Source organism: Streptomyces sp. NBC_00286, from assembly GCF_036173125.1.
Lineage (GTDB): Bacteria > Actinomycetota > Actinomycetes > Streptomycetales > Streptomycetaceae > Streptomyces.
Map to the genome: position 1 here is coordinate 113,603 of NZ_CP108054.1, position 25,045 is coordinate 138,647.

Here is a 25,045-nt window from a genome sequence, read left to right on the forward strand (position 1 = left end):
TCAGCCCTTCGTCGCGCCGGCCGTCACGCCGTCAGCGATCTGGCGCTGCAGGAACAGGTAGGTCACCAACACGGGTAGCCCGGCGATCAGGACACCGGCTGCGAAGGTGGGGATGTCGGCGGAGTACTGCCCGCGCAGTGAGGTGATGCCCACCATCAGGGTGCGATGGTCGGCCGACGGCATCATCAGCAGCGAGATGAGCACGTCGTCCCAGCAGAACAGCGCGTCGAGGATGCCCACCGACAGCAGTGCCGGAGCACCCCTCGGCAGCATGATTCGCCGGTAGCCGCCGTACAGGGTGTTTCCGTCGATCCGTGCGGCGTCGACGAGCTCGGTGGGCACCGCTCGGTGGTAGCTCGTCATCAAGAAGGCGGTGAACGGCAGGAACTGCGCGACGTAGGCGAGGATCAGCCCCGGATAGGTGTCGATGAGACCGCCGCTGGCCATGATCCTGGCCAGCGGCACCATGATCACCTGGAACGGGATGAACAGTGCCGCGAGGCAGACCAGAGCCGGCGCGGACGAGCCACGGAACCGCACCTGGGCCAGCGCGAACCCGGCCATGGACCCGACGAGCAGTAACAGCGCCAAGGCGCAGGCCACCACGATCACGGAGTTGAGGAAGTACCGCCCCATGCCGACGCTGTTCCACGCGGTGCTGAGGTTGTCCCACTGGAGAGTGCTTGCCAGGGAGAATCGGTCGAGGATGTACTCCCGGCGGGTCTTCATCGCGACGTTGGCGGTGAACAGCAGCGGGTAGATCGTCGCCAGGGCGAGGAGCACCATCGGCACGGCGACCAGCCATCTGCTCGGCCCCAGGCGGGACATCAGTCCTCCCTCCCCGCCCGGCGCAGCAGGCCGACCTGCAGCAGGCCCACGACCAGCATGATGAGGAAGAGGGCTGTGGACGCGGCCGACGCGAGCGCCGGGCGGCTCATCTGTCCCTGTTGGACCCAGATGTAGTACTCCGGCAGGTAGGTCGACCCTTCCGGGCCACCACTGGTCATGACGTAGAGCAGCCCGAACAACGAGGTCAGCATCCCGATCATCGTGGTGACGACGACGAACTGGATGGTGCGGGACAGACCCGGGATGATGACGTGCCAGATCATCCGCGCGAGCGAGGCGCCGTCGACCCGGGCGGCGTCCGGAAGTGCGGAGTCCAGGGTCGCGAACCCGGCCAGGAACACCACCGGCGCCATCCCTGACGTCGCCCAGATGTGCACGCCGACAACGGCGAAGACGGCTACGTCGGGATCGCCGAGCCAGTCCACCGGGCCGACCCCTGAGCTGCCGAGCACGGTGTTCAGCGGACCGTCGCTCCGGAAGAACGGGTGTCCTGGCACCCGCAGGTAGATGAAGGTAGCGAGCAGTCCCGGGATCGCGACCGCGACCGGCAGCAGCAGCACCAGCAGTCCGACGTTGCGCAGCGCGGTGCGGAACAGCGGGTCGTCGATGAGTTCCGCGTAGTTGTCGAGTCCCACCGTGGCGCCGTTGCGTTCGCCGTCCCCAGTGAAGGAGAAGCTGACACCCAATCCCAGTGGCCATAGCCGGAGCACCACGATGATCAGGACAGCGGGAGCGACCAGGACGTAGGGGGCGAGACGTTCGGCGCGCCGGCCGTTCCGGACACGCGGAGATTTCGACGCAGGGCCGCGGCCACCTGCCGCCTCACCTGCTCGCGCCCCGTCGGTCCGCCCTGCTTGAGCGGCGCTGACCGACGAACCAATGGGTGACATGGCCTCAGCCTGCTTGGTCGGACGTCGCCAGCTGCTTGACCGCCGCGTCGACCGTGACCGATCCGCTCGGCAGTTGCTGAGACAGCCGCCCCATCAGGTCTACCGTCTTGGACGACAGGGCCACGTGCGGGGCGGGCTTGCCACGGTCGAGCTCGGACACGATGGTGACGACGGCTGGGCCACCGCTCGAGACGTCCACGGTGCGGTCGGCCGCGATGGCGCCCGCGTCGGCGTAGACCGACTTCAGTGCGTCGGTCGAGGTCAGGGAGCGCACCAGGTCGGCGGCGAGCTTGGGGTCCTTGGTCCACTTCGCGACGGCGTAGCCGATGCCGCCTCCATAGGGAAGGCTCGGCGTGGCGCCGGCCGTGACGACCGGCGACTTCATGACGCCGACATTGCCGGCGTCGAGGAATTCGGCGAAGTCCGTCCAGCGCCCGGTGTCCGACATCAACCCGATGACGTGGGCGGCCTTGCTGGACTGGAACCCCGCGAACGCGTCGTTGAACATCGCCGTCGAATTCGCCCCGTCGTTGTTCAGGCCTTTGTCGTTGGCCTCTTTCCAAAGCGAGAAGACCCGCTCGACCGCCGGCGAAGACCAGTCTCGTTTGCCGGCGATCCAGTCGTCGTACTCCGTGGGCGACAGGACCGAGCCGAGCCCGGACAGGAGGAACTGGATACCGGTGCCTTCCTTGTTGCCCTGCGTGAAGCACCTGGCACCGGTCGCCTTGGTGATGGTCTGGCAGTTGGCGACGAACTCGTCCCAGCTGGTGGCCGGCTGCTCCGGGTCCAGCCCTGCCTTCCGGTAGAGCGACTTGTTGTAGTAGATCGGGTGACCTTGCAATGTCACCGGAGCGGCGTAGGTCTTGCTGTCCTTGGTGAATGCCTCCCACCCGGCCAGCCGCTTCTTGTCATCACAGACGTACTCGTCCAACGGCAGAAGGGAGTCCCCGCGGTCACGGATCTGCCCGCCGCCGTTGAAGAGCATGACGTCCGGCCCCTTGCCGGCCTGCATGGCTGCCCCGAGCAGGGTGGCCTTGGCCTTCTTGACGTATGAGGATGCTGTGGCGTCGCCGGACTTCCAGTCCCAGACGACGAGCTTGCCCTTCGAACCACCGGACGCCGAATCCGAGTCGGAGGCGCTTCCGCAGCCGGCTAAGACAACGATCCCGGCAACCGGGATCGCCGCCCACAGTGTTCGCATTGCTGCCCCGCTCTCCTGAGGTGGCCGGCTGTCCGGCAGTTGAGGTTGAGGAGGAACGCAACTCGTATGACGTATGTAACTCGTATGACGTATGACGTCAACCGGATGCCCTATAGTTGGCGAGCATTCGTGGTCCGGCACGGATTCCGGGGGGTGTCATGACGGCAGTACCGCAGTCATCCGCAGAGGACTCCCAGACCCCCGCCTGGAGCCGGCGCCCGGCGAACCTTGCCGCCGCGGTCACGGCTGAGCTGGTGGAGCGGATCGTCCGTGGAGTCCATCCGTCCGGTTCGCCGCTACCCTCCGAGCCCGTGCTCTGCGAGACCTTCTCGGTCAGCCGCACCGTGGTCCGCGAGGCGGTGAAGATTCTTCAGGAGAAGGGGCTGGTGCAGGTCCGCCAGGGCGCCGGCACGATGGTTACCCCGCCGGCGATGTGGAACATGCTTGACGAGCTGGTCCTCGGCGCCACCATCGCCGAAGACGAGAGCCTGGCCATCCTCGATCACCTCGTCGCGACCCGCCGCGTGCTGGAGTCCGATATGGCCAACGTGGCCGCCCGCCTGGCGAACGCCGAGGTGATCGACCAGCTACGCAGTCTGGTGGAGCGGATGGATGAGCTCGTCGAGGACCCCGCTTCGTACCAGGAAGAGGACCGCGCGTTCCACGACACCGTCATGCAGGCGTCGGGGAACCGCATCGGCCGTGCCGTGGTCCGTTCGCTGGAGCGCCAGGTCATCAACTCCGCCCGCTACATGGGCCGAACCGGCCGCGCCTTCTGCGTCGCGTCCAACCACGGCCATCGGCGCATCTACGAGCGGATCGCCGCGCACGACCCCAAGGGTGCGGCCGAGGCGATGTTCACCCACATCACCGAGGCGTGGGTGGTGCGCCGCAGCGGGCCGGGCGAGCCGACCCGGCTGCGGCGTTAGGGCCTGTGTGACGTCGTGATCAACGGGTTGCCAGGTCGTTGATCCAGATCATCGAGGCGCGGAGGTGGAGGCAGGCGAGATAGCTTTCGGGCGTCTTGTCGAAGCGTGTGGCGATGCCGCGCCAGCCCTTCAGCCGTTCTCCCGCCGGGTGGTCGCCCGGGAGACCTCCGCCCACGCGGACGCTGACCTGGTCCTGACCACCCTTGAGTACGCGCTCGCAAGCCGGGAAGTCGAACCGGGCAAACTGATCCACCACGCGGGCCACGGCTGCCAATACACATCCGCGAAGCGGACAACTCGACTACCGGGAGCGGGAGTTGCAGCATCCATGGGCTCGGTCGGGGACAGTTACGACAAGGCCCTGCGGAGGACCCGTGGATGATCGTCAAGGCAGAGTCCATCCCCGGCCGCGCTTTCACCACCCAGGTCGAGGCGACTCTCGCACTGTTCGAGTACATCGACGGCTTCTACAACTCCCGGCGCATCCAGAAGCGGCTCGGCTACCTCAGCCCGATCGAATTCGAGGAGAAGCACTACGCCGACCCGGCAACGGCCGAACGAACGAACCTGAAACCCCATCACCCGGCCCTGACCAGCTCATCAGCACCTCCCGCACGCCGGGGGAACCTCAAACTGGACAGCCCTCACGCCAGAACCAGGTCCCGTTGCCATGCCGCGAACGCCCCTCCCTGGCATCGCCCCGCACACCAGTCCAGGCGCACCCTCGCTTTCCGGTCCCGGGAACGGTTCTGACTCCCGGCTCACGGCAGATTCCCTGCTCGCCGCCCACCCCTGCAATCAACTCCGTTTGTCTCATTGACATCTCACTCAGAAGTCCTACCGTTGGGAGCGCTCCCATGACAGCCTTGCAACTGGAAGGAGTCCCCCCACATGCGCACACAGAGTCCGTTAGCCGGGCGTTCGCGGTCGTCCCTCCGCCGGCCTCTCCAGGCGCTCGTCATGCTGTTCGCCGTGGTTGTCGGCGCACTCACCTGGTCGGCCCCCGCCCAGGCTCACGGCACCGTCGTCGGCCCCGCTTCCCGCGCGTACCAGTGCTGGAAGACGTGGGGCAGCAACCACACGAACCCGGCCATGCAGACCGAAGACCCCATGTGTTGGCAGGCCTTCCAGGCCAACCCCGACACCATGTGGAACTGGATGAGCGCGCTCCGCGACGGCCTCGGTGGCCAGTTCCAGGCGCGGACCCCCGACGGGACGCTCTGCAGCAACAACCTCTCGAGGAACGCCAGCCTGGACAAGCCCGGGCAGTGGAAGACCACCACCGTCGGCAACAACTTCTCGGTCCACCTGTACGACCAGGCGTCCCACGGTGCCGACTACTTCAAGGTCTACGTGAGCAAGCAGGGCTTCAACCCCGAGACCCAGACCCTGGGCTGGAGCAACCTCGACTTCATCACGCAGACCGGCCGCTTCGCCCCGACGCAGAACATCACGTTCCCCGTCCAGACCTCCGGCTACACCGGACACCACATCCTGTTCGTGATCTGGCAGGCCTCGCACCTCGACCAGGCCTACATGTGGTGCAGCGACGTGAACTTCGGCTGAGCCGGGGAGCGCCGCACAGGGGATCGGCCCCTGCCGGGCGCCGGTAACCCGTCGGCCGACCGAGCTCCGTCGGGCCAGGGGACCCATTTGGTCACCCTGCCCCGACGGGGCTTCCTGCGCTCCTGGGGTCTGTGTGATGTCGTGACCAATCTTGTCGTTCCGGATCCGTCTGTAGCAGACGTCCCCGGTCAGGTCGAACGCCGTCGCGAGCACAACCGCGTTGTTGACGACGACGCTGCTGGTCCTGCTGACGACTTCACCTGTCTGGGCCTTGGCACACCCCGCTGAACGACCGGTTCCGCTATCGCAGTGCCCACTGCTGGTTGGTGCCGCCGTGGCAGGACCAGAGAGTGATCCTGGTGCCGTTGGCGGTGCCGCCGGCGTTGGCGTCGAGGCATAGTCCGGACTGGACGCCGGTGATGGTGCCGTTGGGGTTGACGTTCCACTGTTGGTTGTTCTGGCCGTTGCAGTCCCAGATGATGACCGGGGTGCCGTTGGTGGTGCCGCCTCCGCTGGCGTCGAGGCACTTGTCGCCGTGGACGGTCAGTTGTTTGCCGGCGGTGTAGGTCCAGGTCTGGCCGGATGCGCCGGTGCAGTCCCAGAGTTGGGTCTGGGTGCCGTTGGTGGTGCCGGCGCCGGGGACGGTCAGGCAGCGGCCGGAGTGCGCGCCCACGATCTCCTGCTCTGGCGGCGGTGGAGTGGTGTCCCGCGGTCCGGCGGACGCCATCACGTCCTGGGCACCGGAAGGCCAGTTGCCATTGGTGACCGTGACATTGCCGGAGACCACGTTGCCGCGGTCCCCGTTGGTCACGTTCGTGCTGCCGTTGGTCGACCAGTTGTTGGTGACGGTCCAGTTCCCCATGTTCTCGCCACCCCAGTAGTTGGCCGTCGCCCACGTACCGGTGTTCGAGAAGACATTGTTGGTGGCCGTGTAGTACTTCGAGCCCTCGTCGAAGTACAGCCCGAAGTGTCCGTTGGTCCGCAGGCAGTGGTTCCGGCTGATCAGCGCGCTCGGGTTCCATCCGAGCGTGTAGATGCAGCCACCGTCGTTCATCTGCTGCATGACATCGTGGATGTAGTTGCCGATGAGCCGGTTGTTGGACGCGGTGGTCGGCGTCGTGTAGCGCGGCTGGTAGTCGTACAGGCCGCGGTTGGCATAGTGGTTGCTGCCGCCCGCGTCGTTGGCGCCCCAGCCGTACCCGATCGACATGCCGGAGTACGGCATGTTGTAGACCTCGTTCTGGGCGACGGTGCTGTTGGTGACGTACGTGGTCAGGACAGAGACGATGCCCCGGTGGTCCGCCCCGAGGTCGTGGATGCGGTTGTCGCTGATCGTGATGTCCCTGTTGACCATGCGCTGGTCGCTGGGGTGGTGGGCGTCGGCGCGCACGCCGCCCACGAGGATGCCCCCGGCTGAGCTCCGGGCGATCTCCGACCGGGTCACCGTGATGTTGCCGGCGCCCAGGCCGACGCCGCTGGCGTGCGCGTTGGCGTCGTTGCCGATACCGATGGCCGTCTGGCCCAGGTTGACGAACTTGGAGTCGCTGAGGGTGATGGTGTTGGCGGCGGAGATCTGCACGGCGGCCGGCATCTGCAGCCAGTGTGGCCGGGCCGCCTCGAACTGCGCGCAGCCGTTGTGGCAGGAGTCGAAGCTCGGCCAGCTCCGATTGCCGGCGATGTACGCGCCGGTCTGCTGGTCTGCGTAACCCTGGTTGCTGCTGGGGCCCAGCCAGCTCGTACCGGTGAAGGTGATCCCGCTGAACGTGATGTGGTGCGCCGGCTCGCTGTACGTGCCCCCGAGGTTCACCAGCGACTGCAGCGTCGGCAGTTCCACGCTGACGGTGCTCATGTTCTGCCCGGCCCGGGGGATGTAGTACAAGGCTCCGGCCGTGGGGTTGAGGTACCACTCGCCGGGCGAGTCCAGGAACTCGTACGCGTTGGACAGGTAGAACGGACCGGCCCGGTGTGGCCGCATGAGGGTGTCGTAGCCGAAGTTGTTGTTGTTCCACGCCGGCTGCTGCATCGTGATGAAGTTCGCACTGATGCTCTGCACCGGCGAGTACCGGTCGGTGAAGGAGTTGACGCTCTCCACCTCGATCCGGCTCTGGTTGGCCAGGTTGTTCAGATAACTCAGCGCACCGCCCGAGAACCTCATTCCGTCGCTGGAGGCCGTGAAATCGGCCCGGTTCACCTGCGTGCGGGCCCGGGTGGCGACGGCGCCGTCGACATAGAGCTGCCGGGCATCTAGACCGGCGGGCACGTCGGCCCGCCAGATGTTCCTGGCTGCGTCGGCCACCGACCAGCCGGTGACCGCCCGGGCACCGGTGATCACCGGACGCGCCGACGGGGCGGCCTGCCACACGACCGTGTGACCGCCTGAGCCGGAGTCCTCCGCCGTCAGCCGGAAGGGTTGGGCCAGCCGGTACACACCGTCGGCCAACTGCACCACGATGTCGTCCGACATGTCGTCGTTGAGCGATCGCACCGCCGCCTGCGCGGCTGTCAGTGAGCACGGCTGCGCGCTGGAACAGTCAGTGCCGGTGCCGGACGGCGAGACGTACACAGTGAGGGGAGCTGCGGATGCGGGCGTGGGGGACGCCATCACGGCGGTCGCGGTTAAACCGACTGTGGCGGCTCCGGCCAGAAGCCGCCTTCGTATCGTGCGAGTTGTGAACACGTTTTCTCCTTATGGCGGTGCCCGGGCGGAAGAGAATGACGGCGCGACCGGGCTACTCGGTGTGCGGGGGAGCGTTCTCCAGTCCGCGGAGGACGGTTCGGATGTAGGACAGCCCGTCACGGGCGAGGGTGTCCTGCGACGGGGCGAGCGGCCGCCAGATCGAGGCCGCGGTGGCGATGGCCTCGTTCTGCGCGGTGAACGACTCGATGCACACCGCGCCGCCGTAGCCGGTCGTGGCCAGGCCGGCGAGGAAGCGTGGCCAGTCGAAGTGGTCGCCGCCCGGGGTGCCGCGGTCGGTGCCGCTGACCTGGACGTGCTTGATGTGCGGACCAGCCGTGACGAGCGCCTCGTAGGGGTCGGCCTCCTCGATGTTCATGTGATAGGTGTCGATCATGAGACCGACGTTCGCAGGCAGGCCGTCGATCAGCTCCACCGCCTGCTCGACCGTGTTGACGACGCTCGTCTCATAGCGGTTGAGGGCCTCCACACCGATGCTCACGCCCCGCTCCCCCGCGTAGTCGGCCACTGGCCGCAGGGCGCGGCGGACGTCCGCGTAGCAGGCCGCGCGCTCAGACGGTGACATGCGCCAGGTCCGCCCCACCGCGGCGTAGACCGGGCCGCCGACGCAGGGCGCGCCGACGGCCACCGCACTGTCCACACATGTCTTCAGGTACGCCACGGTGGAGGCGACGGCCTCCGGCGGGGCGTTCACCAGGTCACGTCCGGGCGAGGTGACCGCACAGACTCCGACCGCGCGCAGGCCGTACGCCGACAGCAGGTCCCGGGTGCGGGCCGGGTCCCAGTCGCCGGGTTGCTCGATCGGCAGCTCGACCGCGTCGAAACCGAACGCGGCGATCCGCGGCACCAGCTCGGCCATGGCCTCGTCGTCGACCGGCGAGGCCCAGACCCACGGGTTGACACCGATGGTGTACACCGGACTACTTCCAGCGCTTCGGGTAACCGGGCAGGTCGGTGCAGCCGCACATCGCGTAGTGCAGCGGCGGCATGGTGGGGTCGACGTAACTGTCCAGGTTGTCCTGGGTGATGGTCGGCTGTGGCAGCTTCCACGGGTTCGGCACCTGCTCGCCGTCGAGGATCTTCAGTGCGGCGATGATCGGGGTGCGCCACTGGTAGGTCGGGTAGGTCGGGGCGATCGCCGTGAGCTTCTTGTCCTTCCACAGCTTCAGGAAGTCGAGCTGGTCCTCGCCGTTGATCGGCGGCACGGGCTTGCCGGCGTCCTCGAACGCCTCGACCGCCGCGCCCGCGACCGCCCCGGCGTCCATCCAGACGCCGTCGATCGTGCCGTACCGCTGGATGTAGTCGTTGACGATCTTCTTGGTCTTGGCCGGGTCGCCGTCGGTGAATTCGACGCCGACGACGTCGACGCCCGCCTTGTCGAAGGCGAGCTTCGCCGCGGACCAGCGGGTCTCCAGCACGTCGACGCCGGGCAGGATGCGCAGCGCGAGCACCTTGCCGCCCCGCTTCATCTTCCGGGTGACGAACTCCGCCGCGACGTGGCCGAATCCGTAGCCGCCGATCGGGTTGATGAACGTCACCGGGCAGGTCGTGTCGACGCCGCGGTCGAAGACGATGACCGGCAGGCCCTTCTGGCAGGCGGCCTCCACGGCCGGGGTGAGCGTCGCGGTGGTGTTGGGCGAGACGATGAGCGCGTCGCAGCCCTTGCCGAGCAGGTCGTTGATGTCGGCGATCTGCTTCTGGTCCTTGCCTTCGGCATCGACGTGGACGAACTCGGAGATGCGGCCGCGGTGCGTGTCGACCTCGGCCCGCATGGTCTTGAAACCGACCTGGCGCCAGGGGTTGTTCAGCCCCGCGTTGGAGAAGCAGATCTTGTACGGTCCGGGCTTCTTGAACTTCGCGGTCTCCACCATCGCCGGGTTGAGCGCCTGCTCCCAGGGCTTGCCGGCCGGCCCGGTGGGCGCGGCGTCCAGGAGCGCGAGCTGCTTGTCGTAATCGGCCTGCACGAAGAACTTCGACTGCTCCCCCGTGCCCGACCCGCTGCTTGCGGAGGGCGAACCCGATGCGCCGGTGGTGGGCTCGTCGGTGGAGCAGCCGGCCAGCACCAGTAAGGCGCTCACGGCCAGCACCGTCATGGAATGCCTCACTGAATCCCCTTTATCTGGACGGGAAATTTATCTGGACGGGAAACGGAAGGACGCCGCCGCCACGGCGAACAGAATGATCGCGCCCTGGACGGTCGGTTTGAGGGCGCCGGAGACGCCGTAGAAGTTCATGAGCGTGAAGAGCGTCTCGAGGGTCAGCGCGCCGAGCATCGCGCCGACGACCGAACCGCGGCCCCCGCCCAGAGCGACACCGCCGAGGACCGCCGCGGTGATCGCGCCGAACTCAAGGCCGGCACCGGCCTGGAACGACACTCCGCTGTACCCGCCGATCAGGACCGCCGCGAGCGTGGCGGCGAGTCCGCTGAGGACGAACGCCATGGTCTTGGCGCGCCACACGCGCACGCCGCTCAGCTCGGCGGTCCGCGGGTTGCCGCCGACGGCGACCAGGGTGCGGCCGAAGTCCGAACGCGTCAGCACCAGCGCCAGAGCGGCCGCCGCCAGCAGGATGACCAGGGCGTACGGTATCCGGCCCAGCGCGGGCACGTCCTCGAAAGCCGACCGACCGAGCCGGCGGAACTCCTCGGAGAGGCCGCCCTTCGGGGCGCCGTTGGACCACAGGTACACGGCACCGACGAGGATCAGGAACATCCCGAGGGTCGTGATGAACGACGGCACCCGCAGCCGCGTGGTGACGAGGCCGTTGACCAGGCCGACGGCGATGCCGAACGCGAGCAGGAGCACGACGACAGGCCAGCCGGCCGACGGATCGCCGTCGATCAGCCGGGCGGCGATGACCACCTGCGCGGTGACCAGAGAGCCGACGGACAGGTCCAACTCGCCGGAGACGATCACGAAGTACTGGCCGGCGGCGAGCAGGACGACCGGCGCGGAGCGGCCGAGGAACGACATCAGCGACGGCGGCGAGAGGAAGTCCGGTTGGCGGGCGGTCAGCAGAACCACCAGCACCGCCAGGATCACGATGATCGGTGCGAGACCGCCGGAGCGGAACGTGAGGAGCCGCAGGGGGCGCGCGATCTGCATGCTAGGACGCCTTTCGCATCGCCCGGCGGGCGTAGACGGCGACCGCCGCGATGATGATCACGCCACGGATCACCTGCTTGAAGAACACGTCGACCTCGAGCTGGTTGAAGATGGCGTCGATGCTCGCGAGCAGCAGCACGCCGCCGACCGTGCCGACGACGCCGCCGCGCCCGCCGGCCAGGGCGGTGCCGCCGAGCACCACCGCGGCGATCGACTCCAGGTCGTACAGTCCCTCGGTGCCCACCCTCGGTGCGCCGGCGCCGAGCCGACTGGCGAGGTAGACCCCGGCGAGGCCGGCGCAGAGGGCGCACAGCACATGGGCGGTGACGAGGACCCGGCTGCCCCGCACGCCGGAGAGCCGGGCGACCTCCGGGTCACCGCCCACGGCGATCAGGTGGTGGCCGAAGCGGGTGCGCGCCAGCACGAACCAGGCCGCGGCGGCGACGGCGAGCAGCAGCAGGAACGACAGCGGCACCGGGCCGATGCGCTGGTACCCCAGGCCCTGCACCAGGGCGGGTGCGGTCTTGCCGGCCGGGCCGTCGTATCCGTTGTCGAGGTATCCCTTCAGCAGCAGTCCGACGCCGACGGTCGCGATGAAGGGGTTGATCCGCGCTGTGGTGACGAGCAGGCCGTTGACGAGGCCGATCGTGGCGCTGACGGCGAGCGTCAGGCCGATCGCCGGCACCAGCGCACCGTCGTCACCGGCCATGGTCTCGGCGGCGACGAGGGTGCTCAGGCTGACCACGTACGCCACGGACAGGTCCAGCGAGCCCCCGATGATGACCAGCGTCTGGCCGACCGCGACGAGGCCCAGACCGGCGGCGACGTGCAGCAGGCTCACCGTCGTCGGCTGGCTGAACAGCCGGCCGCCGTCGACCGTGACGATGAGCCAGCCGATCGCCAGGGTGAGGACCAGGGCGACGAACACGCCGGGCGGGGTCCGCCGGTCCGGCAGGGACAGCGCGCCGCTCATCCGGCCGCCTCCCGCGCGGTGCCGACCGCCAGGGCGACGACGGCCTCCTCTGTCGCGCCGGGGGGTAGCTCGCCGGTTATCCGGCCGTCGCGCATGACGATGATCCGGTCGCTCATGCCGAGCAGCTCGGGCAGCTCGGACGAGACCATCAGCACGGCGGCGCCGTCGCGGGCCAGCCGGCGGACGAGATCGTGGATCGCCGACTTGGCGCCCACGTCGATGCCCCGGGTCGGCTCGTCGAAGAGCAGGATCCTCGGGGCGAGCGCGAGCCACCTGGCCAGCACGACCTTCTGCTGGTTGCCCCCGGACAGGAAACGGATCTCCTGGTCCTCCCCCGCGGCGCGAAGCTCAACGGCCGCGAGCAGCTCCCGGACCCGCGCGGTCCGGGCACCGCGGCCGATCCGGCCCGGGCGGACGGCGCGGCCGGCCAGCAGCGCGTTGTCGAGCACCGACTGCTCGGCGACGATCCCCTCGCCCTTGCGGTCCTCGGAGACGTAGGCGATACCGGCCCGCATCGCGGCGCGGGGCGAGCGCAGCCGGACCGGCGCTCCGTCGACGGTCACCTGGCCGGTGGTGAACGGTGCGGCGCCGAACAGTGCGCGGGCCAACGCCGACCGGCCGGAGCCCTGCAGGCCGCCGACGCCGAGCACCTCGCCGGCGCGCAGCCGCAGGTCGATGCCGCGCAGCTTCCGGTTGCCTCCGCCCCGGACGGTCAGCCGCACCGGGCCCAGCTCCTGCGGCTTCGCCGGGTCGGGGTAGTAGCTCGACAGCTCGCGGCCGACCATGTGGCGCACCAGCTGATCGGCGCTGGTGTCCGCGGTGTCCAAGGTGGCCACCGCCCGGCCGTCCTTGAGCACGGTGATCCGGCTGGACAGGTCGAAGACCTCCTTGAGGCGGTGCGACACGTACAGCACGCCCATCCCCTGCTCCTGCAGCCGCCGTACGAGCGCGTAGAGCTGGTCGACTTCGTGGTCGGCGAGCGCCGCGGTGGGCTCATCCATGATGAGCAGCCGCGCGTTGAGGGCGAGCGCCTTGACGATCTCGACCACCTGTTGTTGCGCCACGCCGAGTCGTCCCACGCGCGTGTCGGGCGGTAACGAGCCCTCCCCGATCGAGGCGAGGAGCCCCGCGGTGTGGCTGAGCATCGCCCTACGGTCGACGAGCCCGCGGCGCAGGGGCTCGCGGCCCAGCCAGACGTTCTCCGCGACGGTGCGCTCGGGCAGCAGGGTCAGCTCCTGGTAGACGATGCCGATACCGGCCTGTTGGGCCTCACGCGGGCTGCGGAACGTCCGCGGTGCGCCGGCGAACTCAACCGTTCCCTCGTCGGGCTGGTAGACGCCGGACACCACCTTCATGAGCGTGGACTTGCCGGCGCCGTTCTCGCCGACGACCGCGTGCACCTCGCCCGGCCGGACCTGGAGGTCGACGCCATCGAGCACCCGCACGCCGAGGAACGACTTGCCGATGCCTCGCAGAGCGAGCAGCGGCGACGGCAGCAGGCCAGACATCGTGGGACCCTCTACATTCGCGTCGTCAGCAGGATTGAGTCACCGATAGCTGAATCTGGTACGGCCGGCATGGAATGACAGCTCCCGCCCGCGAGCTGTCGTCGAATAGCCGCGAACTTTCGCCGGACGCGATGGCGACATCGCGGCCCCGAGGGTAAATGCCTCGATGAGCGCCTGGCAATACCACCGGACATCACAGTAGGACGTTCGCCGTTCGAACTGCTCAATGTGGGCCGGCGATCAGCCGAAAGGGATTGATACGCCAAAACCTGTTATGGAATCGGCCCGTCCGCGGTCGCGCGCCAAATCATGACGACTGATGCGCAAAACGTGTTATGGAATCGGCTCGACGACAGTCGCGCGCCAAACCACGACGATTGATGCGCAAAAAGTGTTATGGAACCGGCCGCACCCGAGCCATATTGACTGTTGCAATACGCCGCTGCATGCTGGCCGCCAGACCACGGGAGACGGTCGCATCTGGAGTGACGCCCCTGTATTCCGTAGGTACTTGACTGCCCGTCACGGCGGACGGGATGACGAGCTGACGGCACACGCGTGCCTACGACGCGCTCAGGCACTCTGGCGCATCGGAGGTGCGGCCGACGCGTGCCCGTGGTCATGCCATCGTTGCTCCGCCGAAATAGGAGACGGCATGCGTCGCATCATATTAATCTTCGGGGCGATCGCGAGCGTGCTCCTGTCGCTCGTCATCGCCCAACCGGCGTCAGCGGCGCCGGCCTTCCGAGCCCTGGTCTTCACGGAGACGGCCGGCTACCGGCACGATTCGATCCCGGCCGGTCTCGCGATGTTTCGGGAGCAGGCGGCGGCCAACAACTTCGAGTTGGTCCATAGCGAGGACTCGAGCGTTTTCACCCCGGCAAACCTCGCCACCTTCGACGTGCTCATCATGTTCCAGACCTCGGGAATGGTGTGGAACACGGCGGCCCAACGTCAGGCGGTGGAGGGCTACCTCGCCAGCGGCAAGGGCATCGTCGCGATCCACAACGCCACAGACATGGGCATCGAGAACGAGTACCCGTGGTGGGACCAGACCATCAACGGCGGCGCACACATGCCGGAGCACTCCCCCGGCGTGCTGTCCGGCACCGCCATCGTCGCGGACAAGAAGCACCCGTCGACGGCCGGCCTGCCGGACCGTTGGAACCGCAGCGAGGAGTGGTACAACTTCGACCGCAACCCCCGCGGCGACGTCCATGTACTGGTCACCGCGGACGAGCGCACGTACAATCCGGGCCCCCGCGCCATGGGGCCGGACCACCCCATCTCCTGGTGCCGCAACAGCGGCGGCGGCCGCGTGTGGGCCACCGCCATGGGGCACACCAGCGCGGCGTACAGCGAGACCCAATTCCGCAACCACGTCCTCGGGGGCGTCAAGTGGGCGGCCGGCAAGGAGCCCGGCGACTGCGGCGGCACCGTGTGGAGCAACTTCGAGAAGCGCACCCTCGACGACAACACCGCAGACCCGATGGCCCTCGCGGTCGCCCCGGACGGGCGGGTGCTCTACGTCCAGCGGGCCGGGCAGCTGAAGATCTTCAAACCGACCACAAACAGAACCGTGACAGCCGGCACGCTCAGCGTCTACACCGGCGGCGAGGACGGCCTCACCGGACTGGCGCTCGACCCCGACTTCGCCAGCAACGGCTACGTGTACCTGTATCACTCCCCGGCCGGAGTCCCGACCGACATCAACCGGGTCTCCCGGTTCACGCTCACCGGCGACACCCTGAACATGTCGAGCCAGGTGACGATCATCGACATCCCCGCGACCCGGGACCGCACGTTCGCCGAGCCCGGGCACACGGGCGGTTACATCGAGTTCGGCCCCGACAAGAACCTCTACATCGGCACCGGGGACGACGTCCCACCGAACCTCGACTCCAACTGGCAGGGCTACGCCCCGCTGGACTGGCGGCCGGGCAAGGCCAACCTCGACGCCGCCCGCACCGCCGGCAACACCAACGACCTGCGTGGCAAGCTCCTGCGCATCCGGCCGTCGGCCGACGGCGGCTACACCATCCCGGCCGGCAACCTCTACCCGCAAGGGACAGCCAAGACCCGGCCGGAGATCTACGCGATGGGCTTCCGCAACCCGTTCCGCTTCTCGATCGACCCGGACAACGGGTGGGTCTACCTCGCCGACTACGGCCCGGACCGGAACCCGCCCGCGACCAACCGCGGCCCCGAAGGGCTCGTCGAGCTCAATGTCATCAAGGCCCCGGGCAATTACGGCTGGCCGTTCTGCCACGGCGACAACCAGGCCTACGCGCCCTACAACCCGAGCACAGGCGCCGTCGGCGCCAAGTTCAACTGCAACGCGCCGGTCAACAACTCGCCGAACAACACCGGTTTGACCAGCCTCAAGCCGATCGTCGCGCCGAACATGTGGTATGGCTACGGCGTCTCACCGAACTTCCCCGAACTCGGCTCCGGCGGCTCGGGGCCGATGGGTGGACCGGTCTACCGCTACGACGCCGCGAATCCGTCCGAGACGAAGTTCCCGCCCTACTACGACGGCGTCCACTTCTTCTACGAGTGGTCGCGCCACACCGTCAAGGAGGTCCACTTCGACTCCGCGACCGCGGTCACCCGGACCAACCCCTTCATGCCCGCCGCCAAGTTCCTCAAGCCGATGGACATGGAGTTCGGGCCCGACGGCTCGCTGTACCTGCTCGAATGGGGCAACAACTTCGGCGGTGGCAACAACGACTCGGGGCTCTACCGCATCGACTACAACCACGGCGGACGGTCGCCGATCGCCAAAGCCACCGGAACGCCCACCAACGGGGACGCGCCACTGAACGTGCAGTTTAGCAGCGCGGGGTCCACGGACCCGGATCCCGGTAACACGCTCAGCTACCACTGGACGTTCGGCGACGGCACCACGTCCACGGCGGCCAACCCGTCACACACCTACACCGCCAACGGCAACTACACCGCCCAGCTCAAGGTCACCGACAACACCGGCAAGACAGCCTTCGCCAACGTGCCGATCACCGTGGGCAACACCGCACCGATCGTCACCCTCACGATTCCGTCCAACGGCGGCATGCTGGACTTCGGCGACCGCGTCCCGTACAAGGTGTCCGTCTCGGACCCCGGCGGCGCGCCCATCGACTGCGCCAAGGTGTTCGTCAACCCCGCCCTCGGCCACGACGACCACCAGCACGAGACCACGGACCATCCGGGGTGCTCGGGCACCATCGACACGACGCTGCTGGGCGGGCACCCCGACGGCGCCAACCTGTACTACGTCCTCAACGCCCGCTACACCGACGACGGCGGCCCCGGCGGTGCGAACCCGCTCACCGGCTACGCCCAAGCGATCCTCCAGCCCAAGCACAAGCAGGCCGAGTTCTACACGGACCAGTCGGGTGTGCAGGTCGTCGAGCAGGCCAGCGCGGAGAGCGGCAAGCGGGTCGGCAACATCTCCGACAACGACTGGATCGCGTTCGACCCGATGAGCCTGTCGGGCATCACGAGCGTGAGCTACCGCCTGTCGTCGCCGAGCGGAGGCGGATCGATCGAACTGCGCGCCGACTCCCCGACCGGCACACTCCTGGCCACGACACCGGTGCCCAGCACCGGCGGCTGGAACAACTACCAGTCCACGCCGGCGGTGAACACTGCCGATCTCGCCGGCTCGCACCGGCTCTACCTGGTGTTCAAGGGCACCTCGAACAACTGGTTCGACCTCGACTCGCTCACCTTCGGCGGCAACGGGGTCGGCGAACCGGGCGGCGGCGGTGGCGGCGTGGCCGGTCGGACCTGGACGGTCGCAGCGCAGCACAGCGGCAAATTCATGGACGTCAACGGCGCCTCGACCGCTGACGGCGCCCAGATCGTCCAGTGGCCGGCCACCGACGGCAACAACCAGAAGTGGCAGGCCGTCGACGCCGGTGGCGGAGCCGTCCACCTGAAGGCGGTGCACAGCGACAAGTGCCTCGCCGTCACGGGCGGGTCCACCGCCGAGGGCGCGTTCCTTCAGCAGTCCACCTGCGACAACGGCAACCCGCAGAAGTTCCTCGTCACACCGACCACCACGGTGGGCGTGTACACGGTGAAAAGCCTCCCCAGTGGACTGTGCGTCGACGTCAACGGCGGCTCGACGGCCGACGGCGCACGACTCCTGCAATGGAGCTGCCACAGCGGCACCAACCAACAGTGGCGGTTCACCGCCGTATAACCCGTCCGAACGGGATGCCCGGCGCGGTTGCGCGCCGGGCATCCCTCCCTACGAACAGGTGAGGAACCACCATGGTGTTTCGGATACCTCGGCCCCGCCGGTACGGACGGCTGTCTGCGCTGGGCACCGCCCTGGCGCTTGTCGCCGTCGGCGCCACCGCGGTGGCGGCACCGATCGAGCCCGGGCAGAGCGCCCCCATCGTGGGCGCGCAGTCCGGCCGCTGCCTGACCGTCCCCGGCTCCAGCACCACCAACGGCACCCAGACCCAACTCTGGGACTGCACCGGCGCAGCCGGCCAGACCTGGACCTACACCGCCGGCAAACAACTGACCGTCCACGGCGACAAGTGCCTCGACGCCAGCGGACGCGGCACCACCAACGGCACCCCGGTCATCATCTGGGACTGCAACGGCCAGAACAACCAACAGTGGAACGTCAACCCCAACGGCACCATCACCGGCGTCCAGTCCGGACTGTGCCTCGACGCCAACGCCGGCGGCACCGCCAACGGCACCAGGACCACCCTCTGGTCCTGCCACAGCGGCACCAACCAGCAGTGGAACTCGCCGACCCCGCCGGTGCCAGGCGGCGCGGGCACGTGCGACATCTACGCCTCAGGCAGCACCCCCTGCATCGCCGCCCACAGCACCGTACGAGCGCTCTACGGCACCTACAACGGCAACCTCTACCAGGTCCGGCGCTCGTCCGACAGCACGACCCGGAACATCGGCGTCCTGAGCGCGGGTGGCACCGCCGACGCGACGGCGCAGGACTCGTTCTGCGCGGGGACCACCTGTGTCATCACCGTCATCTACGACCAGTCCGGACGCGGGAACGACCTGTGGTACCAGGGATCGAGTGTGGTTCCCGGCTCCAACCAGAGCCGCCCGGCGATCGCGACGTCGGAGTCGCTGGCGGTCGGCGGCAGCAAGGCCTACTCGCTCTACATCAACCCCGGCAACAGCTACTGGCGGGACGGCCACCTGACCGGCGTGCCGACCGGCAGCGCCCCCGAAGGCATGTACATGGTGACCAGCGGCACCCATGTCAACGGTGGCTGCTGCTTCGACTACGGCAACAGTGAGACGACCCGAGCGGCCGACGCGGCCGGGGCGATGGACGCGATCAATTTCAGCACCCAGTGCTGGTTCGGCGGGTGCGTCGGCAACGGCCCATGGGTCCAGGCCGACCTCGAATGGGGGCTCTACTCCGGTGGCAGTCAGAGCTGGAACACGAACCAGAGGGCCTTCACCAGCAAGTTCGTGACAGCGATGTTGAAGAACAACGGGACGAGCCGTTTCGCGCTCAAGGGTGGCAACGGCCAGACCGGAAGCCTGACCACGCTCTGGGACGGCGCGCTTCCGCCCGGCTACAGCCCCATGAAGAAGCAGGGCGCCATCATCCTCGGCAGCGGTGGTGACTGCTGCAAGCCCGGCGGCGGCGCGAACCTCAGCGCCGGCACCTTCTACGAGGGCGCGATGGTGTCCGGATACCCGTCCGACGCAACCGAGAACGCGGTACAAGCCAACATCGTCGCCGCCGGCTACCGCTGAGTCGCTACATCCATGGACGGCACAATCCGCAACGGTCAGAACGGGTTGTGCCCGGATGTCAACGGCGCAAGCACCGCCAACGGCTCCGCGGTCATCGTGTGGAGCTGCCACGACGGCGCCAACCAGCGCTGGACGCGGGCATAGGCGCACGAGTGAAGGCGGTACGTGACACTGCGCATCGAGCTCGGCCGCACGAGCGAGTCCGAGACCGACCGGCTCACGTACACGCGGGCCGTGGCGATCACCGACGTCTGCCTCGGTCAGGCCCAGCTCGAACTCCACCGCCCTGCCGAGGCGATCGAGACCCTGAGCGCCGCGCGTACGACGCTGCTCGACATCCAGGACGCCTTCGATGCCGGCCGGGCGCTCGCGTGGCTCGCCCGAGCCCACGTCGCGGGCGGCGCCCCGGGCGAAGGCGAAGAGGAGGGGCGCCGGGCGGTCGCCGAATGCGATGCTGCGGGATCGGAGCGATGGCGTGTGGCGATGCGGTACCGAAGCAGTGCGGCCGACGCCCTTCGCGAGGGCGTCGGCCGCACGGGAGCGGACGGCGGAGTCAGATCTGGTCCGCCACGAACGACGCCATCCGTGCCAGCGCCGCGTTCCAGTTGATCGTGTGTTCGTTGGTCGACCAGGACTGGATGTCGTCGATGTAGCAGAACTGACCGACGCAGCCCTGGAGTTTGCTCTGTGCGTAGGGGTCCTGGATGCTCGAGTTCGGTCCTCCGGCGAGCGTGCCGGCGGGCGGGTTCGGGAGGTCCGGGTCGAGCTGGTGGGCGTACCAGCGGCTGTGTTGGTTGCGGGCGTCGACCTCGCCGTAGCCCGTCACGTAGGAGATGTTCAGGGCGTTGCGGCCGAAGATGTAGTCCATGCTCTGCAGCGCGCCTTCGCGGTACTTCGACGCCCCGGTGATGTCGTACGCCGTGGCGATGACGACAGCGTTGTTGAGGATCTGGTGGTTGGAGCCCCAGTCGTAGAGGTTGTTGTCGGGGGCGTACGGCATGCCGTACGGGTGTGCCTTGAGCGTGGCCAGGTAGCGGTCGGCGCCCTTGATCACGGACTGGCGGATCTTGTCGCGGCCGGGCAGCCTGTTCGGCACGGTCGCCAGGTCCAGGCGGCCCGCGGCGGCCGTCCTGGCCCAGTCGAAGCCGATGGGTTTGAAGATGTCGGCGGTGTGCACGGGCGAGTCGAGGACGAAGTCGGCGAACTCCTTCTCACCCGTGGTGAGGTACAGCTGGGCGGCCGCCCAGTAGAACTCGTCGGTGGCGTTGTTGTCGGCGTAGGCGCCGCCGCCGATGCCGTCGCTCTCGGAGGCGTGGAGCTCGGGGTGTTGGCGGGCCGCCGCCCAGGCGGTCCGCGCCGCGTCGAGGGTCTTCGCCGCGAAGGCGCGGTCGTAGGGGCGGTACAGGCGGGCCGCCTGCGCGGCCGTGGCCGCCAGGTTCAGGGTCGCCGCCGTGCTCGGCGGGTGCAGTTCACGCTTCTGCGGGTCGTCGCCGGGCATCAGGGGCAGGCCGGTCCACTGCTCGTCGTGGATCTTGTGGTGGGCCATGCCGGCGAGCAGCTTCCCGTCCGGCACCTGCATCTTCAGCAGGAACTCCAGCTCCCAGCGGACCTCGTCCAGTAGGTCCGGCACCCTGTTGCCGCTCTCCGGGATGTCGAGCGAGCCGTCGCCCAGCTTCCCGGCCTGCCCGGTGCGGGCGTACAGGGCGCGCTCGTAGGTGCTGAGCACCTCCCACGTGGAGATACCGCCGTTGACGACGTACTTGCCGTGATCGCCGGCGTCGTACCAGCCGCCGGTGACATCGAGCGTGTAGTCGCAGACGCCGGGCTGGCAGGGCACGTCGTCGTCGCCCTTGTTGGGGGCGATGTTCAGATGGCCGGCTGCGCGGCCGTAGCCGGGGCGCAGGTCGTCGCTGATCCCGATGCCGCTGCGCTGGGTGTAGTAGTACTTCAGCGAGTCGAGCCGCAGCCGCTCGTAGGCGCTCGCGTCGATGTCGAAGGGTCGGCTGGTCTCACCGTCGACGACCAGTGTGAGGCCCGCTCCGCGCTTGCGGTAGGAGCCGAAGTCGATGGAGTGGACGTTCTGCCCGGAGGAGGCGTCGAGACCGCGCGGGGTGGTGCGGCCGTGGGCGACCACGGCACCCGAGGCGTTCTTCAGCTGCCAGGGGAGCTTCGTCGTGGCGTCGGTGACCAGGGTGGCGTTCTTCGGCCCGGCGGGCAGATAGGCGACCTGGTTGACACGCACCCGGGGCCCGGTGTCGGGCTCGTACACCTCCGGCGGCACCCCGCCGAGCAGCGACACCTCGTCCATGCAGAAGGTGAACGGGTCGGCACTGCCGCCGAGTTGGAAGCCGACCTGAGCCTGGGCGGTGTCGACGGGCGAGGTGAAGGTGTACGAGTACGAGTCGCCCGCGACGTTCAGCTGCGGGCTCACCTCGAACCAGGTGTCGTACGGCGCGACCGACAGGCCGACGATCGCCCGCAGGATCTTGCCCTGGGGGGTGCCGGAGGCGGAGAAGCTGAACCGGTACGACTCGCCCTTGACGAGGGTGATGTCGTTCTGGCCGACTGCGGCGTCCCAGCGGTTGGTGGTACCGCCCGGGACCTCGGCGCAGAGGCGGCCGTCGGTCAGGCCCGCGGTGACGTTGCTGGACGTCCACCATGGGGCGGTGGTGGTGTCGAAGGTGCCGTTCTTGACCTGTTCGACCTCCTCGGCCTGGGCCGAGCCGGTGGGCAGCGCGGTGAGCGCCGCCGCGAGGAGGGCCGTTATGGCGAGCAGGGTGGTTCTGCGTCGTTTCACGTCTGGGCTCCTCGGGGGAGGTGGGCGCACAGCGGTGACCGATGGCGTGGGAGCGCTCCCAGAGGCCTACATCGGCCATGTTGTTCGAGACCTGACATCCCGTCAACTACCCGGACAGGACTGGTTCTGTGTCCGATTTCTCCGTCCGGGCCTCGAAGCGATGACTCCGCTTGCGCGCCGGGACGGTACTCCCCTGGTGGTCGGCCCGCGTTACGTCGAAGGAGATCAGGTACTCGGCGTCGGGGACCGCCACTCCCCGGGCGTCGACGATCTCGGCGGTCACGAAGACCAGGGAACGCGGGTCCGCCGCGAGGGCCTTGCGGTCGGCCTTCGGACGCAGGGCGTGCGGCTCGCCGGCCGTACGCAGGACGACGGTGGCGACGACCCTGCCGTTCCTGCGGGCCAGTGCCTTCAACCCTCTTGCGGTAAGGGCCGTCGGTGAAGGTCTTGTCGCCACCGGTCGCCTCGGTGGTCTCCAGGCAGGGGCGCCCGTCGACGGTCCCCTTCGTCGAACTTCCTTGCCCCGAGTGACTTAGCGTCGAGGAACAGCTCGACGGGCCGGTGTCGGAGTACGCCCAACTCGACGGTGTCGCCCTCCTCGTGGTGCCGGCCGCAAAACCCTTCAGCACTCCTGTCACTGCCCGGATGTACGGCCTCGCGACGCACGAGGCTTGAATCCACCCGTAAGCCCGTTCGGTCCGGCGGAATGGAACTCGCGACGATGAGGAGCCACAAGATAACGCACGGTGATGTATCTGCGTATGCCCTGGACGGTGCCGCCACGGCGCGGGCGGTCGTGGACGGCGACGGCTCGCTCGTCGAGTGGAACGAGGGGGCACGACGCCTGCTGGGCTGGCCCTCCACGGAAGTCGTCGGTCGTCCCGCGGCCGAGTTGCTCGCCTCTGGAGGATCCTTTCTGCCGCCCCCGCCGGGCAGCCTCAGCTGGAGCGGGACGCTCGCACTGCGTCACCGTGACGGCCGCCTGGCAACTCGGAAGGGCCACCGCACAGTGGCAGGTGGCCCTTTCAGCGTGCGGCTTCAGCTCAGGGCAGGGTCCATTTCTGGTTGGTTCCGCCGTGGCAGGTCCACAGGTGCACGAGGGTGCCGTCCGACGAGCTGGCGCCCGACACGTCCAGGCACTTGCCCGACTGCGGGTTCCGCAGCGACCCGTCCGGGTACGCCTGCCAGTTCTGGTTGGCGCCACCGTTGCAGGACCACAACTGGACCTTCGCCCCGTCCGCCGTGCCGTTACCGCTGACATCCAGGCACTTGCCCAACGTCTTGACCGTCGACCCCGGCGTCACCGTCCACCGCTGCCCCGCCGAGCCCGTACACGACGAGATCTGCACCGCCGTCCCGTCCGCCGAGCCGCCGCCACGGACATCCAGACACTTACCCGCGAGCCCCACGACCGGACCCGCGCCGGGTGTCTGGCCGCCGCCCAGCTCCTTGATCCGGACGTTGCGGAACGATACGTCGTCCCCCGTGCCGTGATTCTGGATGCCGACGTGGCCGGCGAGCGAGCGGGCGGGGTCGGTGTTGGTGAAGTCATTGATCTTCACGCCGTTGAGCCAGACCTGGAGCCGCTCGCCCTCCACCAGCAACTCGAAGGTGTTCCACTCGCCCGGTGGGTTGAGCGCGGCGTCCCGGGCAGCCGTGTCCGGGGCCTTGATGGCGTAGATCGAGCCGGTCGTGCGGTCAGGCGCGTCGGTGGCGTCGATCTGGACCTCGTAGCCGTTGTTCAGTGCCGACGACGGGTCGCTCGACGGTGGGAAGCCCACGATCACGCCGGAGTTGTCGTCGCCGGGCATCTTCCAGTCCAGCTTCAGCGAGTAGTTGGTGAACTGCCGGGCGCTGTACCAGAGCATGCCCAGGCCGCCGTACGAGGCGAGGGTGGCGTCCGAGTTGGTGAAGCCGCCTGGGCCGGCCTGCGACCAGCCGGTGGTCGAGCCGTTGTATAGGGTCGTATAGCCGGTCTCGGGCCGGCAGTCGGCCTTGGTCCGGCCTGCCGCGTACCGGATGCCGCCGAGCAGGTGCGCCCGGAACGCCGGCTCCGCGTACGACGCCTGGCTGTGCCCGCCGCCGGTGTAGAAGGCCCGGCCCTCCGAGTAGGTCTTGCACCAGGAGTGCGGGTGGTCGGCGCCCATCGAGCCGCCCGAGTACGAGGACTCGTCCAGCGTGGTGAGCACGCGCGCGGTGGTACGGGGGTTGGTCCGGAAGTTGTACCACTCATCGGTGCGGGTCCATGTCTGCGGCAGGTGGGCGGTCGCCGCGTGCGCCCGCCCCTCCACCTTGACGTTGGCCTGCTGGACAGCGGGGTGCGAGGCGAAGTAAGCGCCGACCAGATCGCCGTAGAACGGCCAGTTGTACTCCGTGTCCGCGGCCGAGTGGACGCCGACGAAGCCGCCGCCCGATCCGATGTACGACTGGAACGCCGACTGCTGGGCGTCGTTCAGAACGTCGCCGGTGGTGTTGAGGAAGATCACCGCCTCGTAACGGCTCAGGTTGCTGGTGGTGAAGTGGTTGCCGTCCTCCGTGGCCGTCACCGTGAAACTGTTCGCCGCGCCGAGGTCGCGGACGGCCTGGATCCCTGCCGGGATCGAGTCGTGCCGGAAACCGGCCGTCTTGGAGAACACGAGGACGTCGTAGGACGTGTCCGCGGCATTGACTGGGTTGGGCTGCCCGACGAGGGCCAGGGCGGCGAGTGTCGCGGCCGCCCCACCAAGCAGGCTTCGGGGTTGTCTGCGCATGTCCGTCGCTCTCTTCTTGGTGA

20 protein-coding genes and 1 pseudogene are annotated in these 25,045 nt (G+C 68.4%); 8 read left to right on the forward strand and 13 right to left on the reverse strand.

What is annotated here, in order from left to right; all coding sequences use genetic code 11:
* From OHT21_RS00620 to OHT21_RS00630, 3 genes are read right to left on the reverse strand one after another with little or no spacing between them, the layout of a single operon-like run.
* On the reverse strand, window positions 1–828 hold the full coding sequence (locus OHT21_RS00620; RefSeq protein WP_328766109.1) for a carbohydrate ABC transporter permease: 828 nt from the start codon (window positions 826–828) through the stop codon (window positions 1–3).
* The gene (locus OHT21_RS00625) at window positions 828–1,739 is read right to left on the reverse strand and encodes a carbohydrate ABC transporter permease (protein WP_328766111.1); all 912 of its coding nucleotides are present in this window, start codon (window positions 1,737–1,739) and stop codon (window positions 828–830) included. Before OHT21_RS00625 ends, OHT21_RS00620 begins: the two co-directional genes overlap by 1 nt.
* A gap of 4 nt (window positions 1,740–1,743) precedes the next feature.
* Window positions 1,744–2,940, reverse strand: coding sequence for an ABC transporter substrate-binding protein (locus tag OHT21_RS00630; protein ID WP_328766112.1), 1,197 nt, complete (start codon window positions 2,938–2,940; stop codon window positions 1,744–1,746).
* A 158-nt stretch (window positions 2,941–3,098) separates the two neighbouring features.
* On the opposite strand from OHT21_RS00630, the gene OHT21_RS00635 reads away from it, so the two are divergent.
* The gene (locus OHT21_RS00635) at window positions 3,099–3,869 is read left to right on the forward strand and encodes a FadR/GntR family transcriptional regulator (protein WP_328766113.1); all 771 of its coding nucleotides are present in this window, start codon (window positions 3,099–3,101) and stop codon (window positions 3,867–3,869) included.
* Between the two features lie 19 nt (window positions 3,870–3,888).
* Here OHT21_RS00635 and OHT21_RS44565 read toward each other — a convergent pair whose 3' ends face one another.
* Window positions 3,889–4,125, reverse strand: a complete 237-nt coding sequence (locus OHT21_RS44565; protein WP_443050708.1) for a hypothetical protein — start codon at window positions 4,123–4,125, stop codon at window positions 3,889–3,891.
* A gap of 122 nt (window positions 4,126–4,247) precedes the next feature.
* Between OHT21_RS44565 and OHT21_RS00645 the strand changes: the two genes are divergently transcribed.
* Window positions 4,248–4,622, forward strand: a complete 375-nt coding sequence (locus OHT21_RS00645; protein ID WP_328766114.1) for an IS3 family transposase — start codon at window positions 4,248–4,250, stop codon at window positions 4,620–4,622.
* Between the two features lie 207 nt (window positions 4,623–4,829).
* Window positions 4,830–5,435: a lytic polysaccharide monooxygenase auxiliary activity family 9 protein gene (locus tag OHT21_RS00650; RefSeq protein ID WP_328773924.1), complete on the forward strand. Its 606-nt coding sequence runs from the start codon at window positions 4,830–4,832 to the stop codon at window positions 5,433–5,435.
* 301 nt (window positions 5,436–5,736) lie between these two features.
* Here the strand turns inward: OHT21_RS00650 and OHT21_RS00655 are convergent, their stop codons facing one another.
* From OHT21_RS00655 to OHT21_RS00680, 6 genes are all read right to left on the reverse strand, one after another.
* On the reverse strand, window positions 5,737–8,037 hold the full coding sequence (locus OHT21_RS00655) for an RICIN domain-containing protein (protein WP_328773925.1): 2,301 nt from the start codon (window positions 8,035–8,037) through the stop codon (window positions 5,737–5,739).
* A 127-nt stretch (window positions 8,038–8,164) separates the two neighbouring features.
* Entirely contained in the window at window positions 8,165–9,046 is an 882-nt protein-coding gene (locus OHT21_RS00660; RefSeq protein WP_328766115.1) for a sugar phosphate isomerase/epimerase family protein, read from the reverse strand.
* 4 nt (window positions 9,047–9,050) lie between these two features.
* Complete coding sequence (locus tag OHT21_RS00665; protein WP_328766116.1) at window positions 9,051–10,223, reverse strand: ABC transporter substrate-binding protein; 1,173 nt, start codon at window positions 10,221–10,223, stop codon at window positions 9,051–9,053.
* Between the two features lie 39 nt (window positions 10,224–10,262).
* Window positions 10,263–11,234, reverse strand: a complete 972-nt coding sequence (locus OHT21_RS00670; RefSeq protein WP_328766117.1) for an ABC transporter permease — start codon at window positions 11,232–11,234, stop codon at window positions 10,263–10,265.
* Window position 11,235: 1 nt separating this feature from the next.
* A complete protein-coding gene (locus OHT21_RS00675; RefSeq protein WP_328766118.1) occupies window positions 11,236–12,207 on the reverse strand; it encodes an ABC transporter permease in 972 nt (323 codons plus the stop codon).
* Window positions 12,204–13,715: a sugar ABC transporter ATP-binding protein gene (locus OHT21_RS00680; RefSeq protein ID WP_328766119.1), complete on the reverse strand. Its 1,512-nt coding sequence runs from the start codon at window positions 13,713–13,715 to the stop codon at window positions 12,204–12,206. Before OHT21_RS00680 ends, OHT21_RS00675 begins: the two co-directional genes overlap by 4 nt.
* 655 nt (window positions 13,716–14,370) lie before the next feature.
* On the opposite strand from OHT21_RS00680, the gene OHT21_RS00685 reads away from it, so the two are divergent.
* From OHT21_RS00685 to OHT21_RS00700, 4 genes are all read left to right on the forward strand, one after another.
* A complete protein-coding gene (locus tag OHT21_RS00685) occupies window positions 14,371–17,922 on the forward strand; it encodes a ThuA domain-containing protein (protein WP_328766120.1) in 3,552 nt (1,183 codons plus the stop codon).
* A 71-nt stretch (window positions 17,923–17,993) separates the two neighbouring features.
* The gene (locus OHT21_RS00690; protein WP_328766122.1) at window positions 17,994–19,475 is read left to right on the forward strand and encodes an arabinofuranosidase catalytic domain-containing protein; all 1,482 of its coding nucleotides are present in this window, start codon (window positions 17,994–17,996) and stop codon (window positions 19,473–19,475) included.
* Window positions 19,476–19,487: 12 nt separating this feature from the next.
* Window positions 19,488–19,619 (forward strand): RICIN domain-containing protein, encoded by a 132-nt coding sequence (locus tag OHT21_RS00695; protein ID WP_328766124.1) that lies wholly within the window; start codon window positions 19,488–19,490, stop codon window positions 19,617–19,619.
* 21 nt (window positions 19,620–19,640) lie between these two features.
* Entirely contained in the window at window positions 19,641–20,084 is a 444-nt protein-coding gene (locus OHT21_RS00700) for a hypothetical protein (RefSeq protein WP_328766125.1), read from the forward strand.
* Here the strand turns inward: OHT21_RS00700 and OHT21_RS00705 are convergent.
* Together OHT21_RS00705 and OHT21_RS44570 are read right to left on the reverse strand one after the other, a co-directional pair.
* Window positions 20,029–22,272, reverse strand: a complete 2,244-nt coding sequence (locus tag OHT21_RS00705; protein WP_328766127.1) for a glycoside hydrolase family 9 protein — start codon at window positions 22,270–22,272, stop codon at window positions 20,029–20,031. The genes OHT21_RS00700 and OHT21_RS00705 overlap by 56 nt on opposite strands.
* 106 nt (window positions 22,273–22,378) lie before the next feature.
* On the reverse strand, window positions 22,379–22,687 hold the full coding sequence (locus OHT21_RS44570) for a hypothetical protein (protein ID WP_443050302.1): 309 nt from the start codon (window positions 22,685–22,687) through the stop codon (window positions 22,379–22,381).
* Window positions 22,688–22,993: 306 nt separating this feature from the next.
* On the opposite strand from OHT21_RS44570, the pseudogene OHT21_RS44575 reads away from it, so the two are divergent.
* Window positions 22,994–23,161: pseudogene (locus tag OHT21_RS44575) on the forward strand (PAS domain-containing protein); the annotation flags it as partial.
* A 154-nt stretch (window positions 23,162–23,315) separates the two neighbouring features.
* On the opposite strand, the gene OHT21_RS00720 reads toward OHT21_RS44575, so the two are convergent.
* Window positions 23,316–25,022, reverse strand: a complete 1,707-nt coding sequence (locus tag OHT21_RS00720; RefSeq protein WP_328766128.1) for a ThuA domain-containing protein — start codon at window positions 25,020–25,022, stop codon at window positions 23,316–23,318.
* Window positions 25,023–25,045: the final 23 nt, after the last annotated feature.